Raw genomic sequence first — 6752 nt, 5'->3', positions numbered from 1 at the left:
AGTTGTGATCAGGCCGGCAGCCGCCAGCGACGCTGGACCAAGTGGCCGGCCAGCTGCAGCAGGCCGCACAGCATGAGGTAGCCTGTGGCGATGGCGCTGAAGATTTCCAGCGGATACACCTGCTCGCGGTTGTTGACCTGGGTGGCGACGAAGGTGAACTCGGCCACGCCGACGATATAGGCCAGCGAGCTGTCCTTCAGAAGCGACACCCACTGGTTGACGAAGGAGGGCAGCATGATGCGCAGCGCCTGCGGTAGGATCAGCCAGCGCAGCGTCTGCCAGCGGGAGAAGCCCAGCGCCAGCCCGGCGTGCCATTGGCCGCGGCCCACCGCCGTCAGGCCGGCCAGCACCGCCTGGCCCAGGTAGGCCGAGTGGATCAGCGCCAGCGCCAGGATCACCGTCAGCAGGCCGGGAACGTCTATGCCGAACAGCAGCGGCAGCAGGAAATAGCACCAGAAGATCAGCATCAGCACCGGGATGGCGCGCAGAAGCGCGGTGGCGGCGGTCAGCGCGCGGCGCAGCGCCGGCCCGCCCATCAGCTGGGCGACGCCCAGCGCCAGCCCCAGTACGCTGGCCAGCAGCGCGGCGGCCAGGCTCAGCGCCGCGGTCAACAGCAGGCCGCCGGGTTCGCCGCCGGCCAGATTGCCCCACAGCAGGTAGTCGAGATTGTCTTGTATCACCGGCGGGATCATCGCAATGTTCTCCATTCGGGCTCCGGCCGCTGAGCCAGCAATTGGGTGATCAGCACCAGCACCAGGTAGAGCGCGGTGGCGGCGGCGAAAGACTGGAAGGCCAGCAGCGTTTCGGTCTCCACCTGGCGCGAGGCGTAAGAGAGCTCGGCCAGGCCTATCGCCATGGTCAACGAGGTGTTCTTGACGATGGCGGTGTACTGGCCGACCAGCGGCCGTTTCACCAGCTGCCAGGCTTGCGGCAGCACCACCAGACCCAGTACCTGCCAGCCGCTCATGCCCAGCGCGCGCGCCGCCAGCCGCTGGCCCTTGGGCACCGCGTTGAGTCCGGCTTGCAATTCGCCGCTGATGAAGGCGGCGCTGTACAACGTCAGCGCGGTGAAGGCGGCCAGGAATTCGAACGACGGCCAGGGCAGCGCCAGACCGAAGGGCAGCGCCAGCGCGCGCGGCGTGTTCAGCCAGATTTTCGCCTCGTCCGGCAACAGGCCGGACACGCCGAAATACCACAAGAGCAGCTGCACCATCAGCGGCGTGTTGCGGTGCAATTCCAGAAACAGCCGCGTCGCCAGCCGCAGCGGGCGCGGGCCGCCATCGAGCAGCGCAGTGAAGGCGATGCCGAGCAGGCTGGCGGCTACGACAACCAGCAGCGACAGCCAGCCGGTCAGCAGCGCGCCCTTGCCCAGCCAGATGAGATAGTGCGGCTCCAGCCAGTTGTGGCCTAGCCAGGCGGGTGGGGTCATGCGTGCGTCTTTCTACGGAACGTCTAAACGGCAAAACCGCCGGCGCGCGGCGGTTATGGGCAGCGGAACAGCTAGTGTCAGGCCGCGTCGCCGATCTTGAAATCGCGCGGCAGCGGGGCCTTGGTCTTCGGGCCGAACCAATGGTCGTAGATCTTGGCCGCGTCGCCGCTCTTTTCCAGTTCGCGCAGCGTGTCGTTGACTACCTTGGTCAGCCGGGCTTCGCCCTTGGGCAGGCCGATGGCCTGGAATTCTCGGGTCAGCGTGAACGGCGCCAGTTCGTACTTGGCCTTGTCCGGCGCGTTGGCCAAGAGCGCGGCCAGCTTGGAGCCGTCCTGGGTGATGGCCTGGACGTTGCCGTTGCGCAGCGCGGTGAAGGCGAGCGGGGTGTCGTCATACGCCACCACGGTGGTCTTCGGGTATTTCTCGCGCAGATACACTTCCTGGGTGGTGCCCTTGTCCACGCCCACGCGCAGGCCAGAGAGCTGTTCCGGCTTCTGCAGCGCGCCCTTGCGGACGATGAATTGCTGGCCGGAGGCGAAGTAGGGCAGGCTGAAGTCCACTTGCTTCTTGCGCTCGTCGGTGACGGTGAAGTTGGCGGCGACGATGTCGGCCTTGCCGGACACCAACAGCGGCACGCGGTTGGCCGGATTGGTCGGGACCAGTTGCAGCTTCACGCCCAGTTTCTTGGCGATGTGCTGCGCCACGTCCACGTCCAGGCCGGAAATCTGGCGGGTCTTGGCGTCCAGGAAGCCGAAGGGCGGATTACTGTCGAAGGCGGCGACGCGCAGCACGCCGGCTTTCTTGATGTCGTCCAGGCGGTCGGCCAGGGCGGCGGTGGACGTCAGGGTGACGGCAAGTGCGAGGGCGAAGGTCTTTTTCATGGCGAGCCTTATGTTTTTTGACGATGTAAAGTCGATTGGCGCCATCTTACCCTGTGTGTTTAATTCCAATAAATCATAAAAAATTAGTTATATATTCCGGTTTGTATTTTTAAGACGCAAAAAAGCCGGGAGCGCATCCCGGCTGCTGCATGGCGACTCAGTTGACTCAGGCGGGCTTGCGCTTGCCGAAGAACACGAACAGCGCCACGCCTATGACTATCATGGGCAGGCTCAGCCACTGGCCCATGCTGATCACGTCGGACTTGCCGAAGATGCCGGCGTCCGGATTGCGGAAGTATTCGCTGACGAAGCGAGCCAGGCCGTAGCCGATCAGGAACAGCGCCGATACCTGGCCGGCGGCGCGCTTTTTGGCGCTATAGAGCCACAGCGCGCCGAACAAGACGATGCCTTCCAGCGCGAACTCGTACAGCTGCGAGGGGTGGCGCAGCAGGCCGCCGTACTGCATCAGCATATTCATCAGGTCCGACGATTGCTGCGCCTCGGCGATGTCCTGCATCCGCGCCTGCGGAAACAGCATGGCCCACGGCAGATTGGGGCTGGCTACGCGGCCCCACAGCTCGCCGTTGATGAAATTGCCGACGCGGCCGGCGGCCAGGCCCAGCGGCACCAGCGGCGCGATGAAGTCGGTCAATTGCCAGAAGCCGCGGCCTATCTTGCGGCCGTAGATCGCCACCGCGATCAGCACGCCGAGGAAGCCGCCGTGGAAGGACATGCCGCCCTTCCACACCATGAAAATCTCCAGCGGATGGCTGAAATAGAAGGCCGGTTCGTAGAACAGCACTTCGCCCAGGCGTCCGCCTACCACCACGCCGACCGCGCCGTACATCAGCATGTCGTCCAGCTGCGGCACGGCGAGCACGTTGTCGCCCTTGTTCAGGCGGTATTTGCCCAGGGTCAGGAACAGGGCGAAGCCCAGCAGGTACATCAGGCCGTACCAGTGCACGGCGACCGGGCCCAGGTGGATGGCCACCGGATCGAACTGTGGATGAATCAGCATTTGTCAGTGATGTGCGTTTGCGGTAAAAGAAATGTTGACGAGATTATACGGAAAGCGTTCCCCGCCGTCGCGCCGCTCACCCGCGGCGTTGCGGCATTTTGCTCGGCTCACCCGGCACCCATGAGCCACGCGCCGCCAGCTTACCCTGCTGACGTGACGGAACGACGACCGGTTTTGAACAGATAAAGGAAGCCCCATGCCTCAATACCGCTCCCGCACTTCCACCGCCGGCCGCAATATGGCGGGTGCCCGCGCGCTGTGGCGCGCCACAGGAATGACAGACGCCGACTTCGGCAAACCCATCATCGCCATCGCCAACTCTTTCACCCAGTTCGTGCCCGGCCACGTGCACTTGCAGAATATGGGCCAGTTGGTGGCGAGGGAGATCGAAAAAGCCGGCGGCGTGGCCAAGGAATTCAACACCATCGCCATCGACGACGGCATCGCCATGGGCCACGGCGGCATGTTGTACAGCCTGCCCAGCCGCGACCTGATCGCCGACAGCGTGGAATACATGGTCAACGCCCACTGCGCCGACGCGCTGGTGTGCATCTCCAACTGCGACAAGATCACCCCCGGCATGCTGATGGCCGCGATGCGGTTGAACATTCCGGTGGTGTTCGTCTCCGGCGGGCCGATGGAGGCCGGCAAGGTGCAGTGGGGCAACGAGGTGCGCAAGCTGGACCTGGTGGATGCGATGGTGGAAGCCGCCAACAGCGCGGTGTCCGACGCCGACGTCGACCGCGTCGAGCGCTCCGCCTGTCCCACTTGCGGCTCCTGCTCCGGCATGTTCACGGCGAATTCGATGAACTGCCTGACCGAGGCGCTGGGCCTGTCGCTGCCCGGCAACGGCAGCCTGGTGGCCACCCACGCCGACCGGAAAGAACTGTTCCTCAAGGCCGGCCGTCTGATCGTCGAGCTGGCCAAGCGCCATTACGAGGGCGAGGACTTCTCCATCCTGCCGCGCGGCATCGCCACCAAGGAGGCCTTCGAGAACGCGATGAGCCTGGACGTGGCGATGGGCGGCTCGACCAATACCGTGCTGCATCTGCTGGCCGCCGCCAGCGAGGCGGGCGTGGACTTCAAGATGGCCGACATCGACCGCATCAGCCGCGGCGTGCCGTGTTTGTCCAAGGTGGCGCCGGCGACGCAGAAATACCATATGGAGGACGTGCATCGCGCCGGCGGCGTGATCGGCATCCTGGCCGAGCTGGACCGCGCCGGCCTGATCCATCGAGACGTCGCCACCGTGCATAGCCCGACGCTGGGTTCGGCGCTGGAACAATGGGACGTGATGCGCCATGGCGAAGGCAGCGAGCCGCATCGCTTGTTCCGCGCGGCGCCGGGCGGCGTGGCCACCACCATCGCCTTCAGCCAGAGCATGCGCTACCCGACGCTGGACGACGACCGCGCCGACGGCTGCATCCGCGACCAGGCCCACGCCTACTCGCAGGACGGCGGCCTCGCGGTGTTGTACGGCAATATCGCCGAGCGCGGCTGCATCGTGAAGACCGCCGGCGTCGACGAGTCGATACTGAAATTCACCGGCCGCGCCCGCATCTTCGAGAGCCAGGACGCGGCGGTGGAGGGCATTCTGGCCGACCAGATCGTCGCCGGCGATATCGTCATCATCCGCTACGAGGGGCCGAAGGGTGGTCCGGGCATGCAGGAGATGCTATACCCGACGTCCTATCTGAAGTCCAAGGGCCTGGGCAAGGCCTGCGCGCTGCTGACCGACGGCCGCTTCTCCGGCGGCACCTCAGGCCTCTCCATCGGCCACGCTTCGCCGGAAGCGGCGGAAGGCGGCGCGATAGGTTTGGCGGTAGAGGGCGACACGGTGGAAATCGACATCCCCAACCGGCGCATCCATCTGGCGGTGTCGGACGAGGAACTGGCCAAGCGCCGCGCCGCAATGGAGGCGAAAGGCCGCGACGCCTGGAAACCGGTGGGCCGCGAGCGCGCGGTCAGTCCGGCCTTGCGCGCCTACGCGGCGATGACCACCAGCGCCGACACCGGCGCGGTGCGCGATGTGTCCCAAGTCGAGAAGTGATTTAGGGGCGATGGAATGAAAAAGCAGCCGCTTGCGGCTGCTTTTTTATTTTCGTTAACACGAATTCAAAGCCTGTTTATACATTTGGCAATCCGCTTGATTATGATTCGCTTGAGTCAGCGCCCGGCGATTATCGCTGCGGCTTGCCTTGAGACTTTGCTGGTAGACGGAAATACGGCCTACCGTCCCAAACAGGACGCCCGTGCGGGAGACCTGTCTGGGCTAGCCAGGCCTGAGAATTTCACCGTGCGGTGAAATTTTCGGGCTTGGCTGTTTTTTATACCGTGGACAGGGTGACCACCGCCGCGGCGACGATGCCTATGCCGGCCCAGCCTATGGGTTTCAGCTTTTGCTTGTACAGCAGGCGCCCGCCGATGGCGGTGCCGAGTATGCCGATCGAGCCCCACAAAGCGTAGGCGATGGCCAGATCCATGCCCTTTACCGCCTGGCCCAGCAGGGCGAAGGCCAGCCAGACCAGCAGGATGGCGCCGAGGCCCCAGGCGCGGCGGCGGAAGCCGTCGGATTTTTCCAGCATCAGATTGGCGCCCACTTCTATCAGGGCCGAGGCCAGCACGAATAAGAGATAAACGGTTTTCATGCCGCGGCCTCCTCGTCGTGCGTTTCGCCCAGCGTCACGCAGGCGAGTCCCAGCAGCGCCAGGCCGAGGCCGGCCAGTTCCTGCGGCACCAGCTTTTCACCGAATAGCCAGACGCTGACCAGCGTCAAGCCCACCAGACCCAATCCTTCCCATACCGCATAAGCGACGCCGACCGAGATCGCGCGCAAGGCGAGGGATAGCAAATAGTAGGACAAGGCCAGCGCGCCGGCCATCCAAGCGTAGCCCAGATAGGAGTCGCTGCGAGCGGCGACGGCCATGAAGGAGGTGCCCACGATTTCGCAGACGATGGCCCCGAGCAGCAGAAGCCAGGGCAGAGCGGAAGGAGAGATTAATTTTTTATACATACGTTGAATAAAATAAACAAGACAGGGGTGTGACAGCTCGGCGCCTTGTGGAGTTCCCGCGCCGAATTTGCGCGTTTCCATAGCAAATGGGAGGTTTTAGAGAAATATCGCGTCGGTTCGCGTGCTTTCCAGTGTCTTGTGTCGGTTGGCTGCTGTCGGGGAGGCAATCTCGGCAACGGCTGGGTCTTTACGCGATGGCATTGAGTCATTGCCGGGCGATGACGGCTGATCGCGACGCTGGGGGAGCATTCCATAGAAGACTTGGATTTGCTCGTCTATGCATTGAGCGCTTGTGGCGAGGGGGCTAGCCAAAGGTAGAGGCAGATTCCTGATGGCGGGGCGGGAGGAATCTTGTTAGGTCTTGATAATTGTCATAATTGTGGAAACAGGCGGTGATACCATGCGGCCTGT

General features: G+C 63.9%; 8 protein-coding genes. 2 read left to right on the top strand and 6 right to left on the bottom strand.

The window, feature by feature from the left end; translation table 11 throughout:
• Positions 1–8 precede the first annotated feature (8 nt).
• From C2I19_RS21225 to lgt, 4 genes are all read right to left on the bottom strand, one after another.
• A complete protein-coding gene (locus tag C2I19_RS21225) occupies positions 9–707 on the bottom strand; it encodes an amino acid ABC transporter permease (RefSeq protein ID WP_233201316.1) in 699 nt (232 codons plus the stop codon).
• Positions 689–1429: an amino acid ABC transporter permease gene (locus C2I19_RS21220; protein ID WP_103904559.1), complete on the bottom strand. Its 741-nt coding sequence runs from the start codon at positions 1427–1429 to the stop codon at positions 689–691. The genes C2I19_RS21225 and C2I19_RS21220 overlap by 19 nt, the downstream gene beginning before the upstream one ends.
• Positions 1430–1506: 77 nt before the next feature.
• A complete protein-coding gene (locus C2I19_RS21215; protein WP_233201315.1) occupies positions 1507–2310 on the bottom strand; it encodes an ABC transporter substrate-binding protein in 804 nt (267 codons plus the stop codon).
• Between the two features lie 166 nt (positions 2311–2476).
• A complete protein-coding gene (gene lgt / locus C2I19_RS21210) occupies positions 2477–3328 on the bottom strand; it encodes a prolipoprotein diacylglyceryl transferase (RefSeq protein WP_103904557.1) in 852 nt (283 codons plus the stop codon).
• A gap of 196 nt (positions 3329–3524) precedes the next feature.
• On the opposite strand from lgt, the gene ilvD reads away from it, so the two are divergent.
• The gene (gene ilvD / locus C2I19_RS21205) at positions 3525–5378 is read left to right on the top strand and encodes a dihydroxy-acid dehydratase (protein ID WP_103904556.1); all 1854 of its coding nucleotides are present in this window, start codon (positions 3525–3527) and stop codon (positions 5376–5378) included.
• Between the two features lie 15 nt (positions 5379–5393).
• A complete protein-coding gene (locus C2I19_RS21910; protein ID WP_146056916.1) occupies positions 5394–5633 on the top strand; it encodes a hypothetical protein in 240 nt (79 codons plus the stop codon).
• 22 nt (positions 5634–5655) lie between these two features.
• On the opposite strand, the gene C2I19_RS21200 is transcribed toward C2I19_RS21910, so the two are convergent.
• On the bottom strand, positions 5656–5976 hold the full coding sequence (locus tag C2I19_RS21200) for an SMR family transporter (RefSeq protein WP_103904555.1): 321 nt from the start codon (positions 5974–5976) through the stop codon (positions 5656–5658).
• Positions 5973–6269 carry an SMR family transporter gene (locus C2I19_RS21195; RefSeq protein WP_233201314.1) on the bottom strand — a complete coding sequence of 99 codons (297 nt, stop codon included), beginning with the start codon at positions 6267–6269 and terminating at the stop codon, positions 5973–5975. The genes C2I19_RS21200 and C2I19_RS21195 overlap by 4 nt, the downstream gene beginning before the upstream one ends.
• Positions 6270–6752 lie beyond the last annotated feature (483 nt).

Source organism: Chromobacterium alticapitis, from assembly GCF_002924365.1.
Taxonomy (GTDB): Bacteria; Pseudomonadota; Gammaproteobacteria; order Burkholderiales; family Chromobacteriaceae; genus Chromobacterium; species Chromobacterium alticapitis.
This window is presented reverse-complemented; position numbering and strand designations above follow the sequence as displayed.

What these genes read in the sequence shown, in the direction of transcription:
- C2I19_RS21225 (WP_233201316.1), bottom strand. Translation starts at nt 707, where the DNA reads ATGGAGAACATTGCGATGATCCCGCCGGTGATACAAGACAATCTCGAC.
- C2I19_RS21220 (WP_103904559.1), bottom strand. Translation starts at nt 1,429, where the DNA reads ATGACCCCACCCGCCTGGCTAGGCCACAACTGGCTGGAGCCGCACTAT.
- C2I19_RS21215 (WP_233201315.1), bottom strand. Translation starts at nt 2,310, where the DNA reads ATGAAAAAGACCTTCGCCCTCGCACTTGCCGTCACCCTGACGTCCACC.
- lgt (WP_103904557.1), bottom strand. Translation starts at nt 3,328, where the DNA reads ATGCTGATTCATCCACAGTTCGATCCGGTGGCCATCCACCTGGGCCCG.
- ilvD (WP_103904556.1), top strand. Translation starts at nt 3,525, where the DNA reads ATGCCTCAATACCGCTCCCGCACTTCCACCGCCGGCCGCAATATGGCG.
- C2I19_RS21910 (WP_146056916.1), top strand. Translation starts at nt 5,394, where the DNA reads ATGAAAAAGCAGCCGCTTGCGGCTGCTTTTTTATTTTCGTTAACACGA.
- C2I19_RS21200 (WP_103904555.1), bottom strand. Translation starts at nt 5,976, where the DNA reads ATGAAAACCGTTTATCTCTTATTCGTGCTGGCCTCGGCCCTGATAGAA.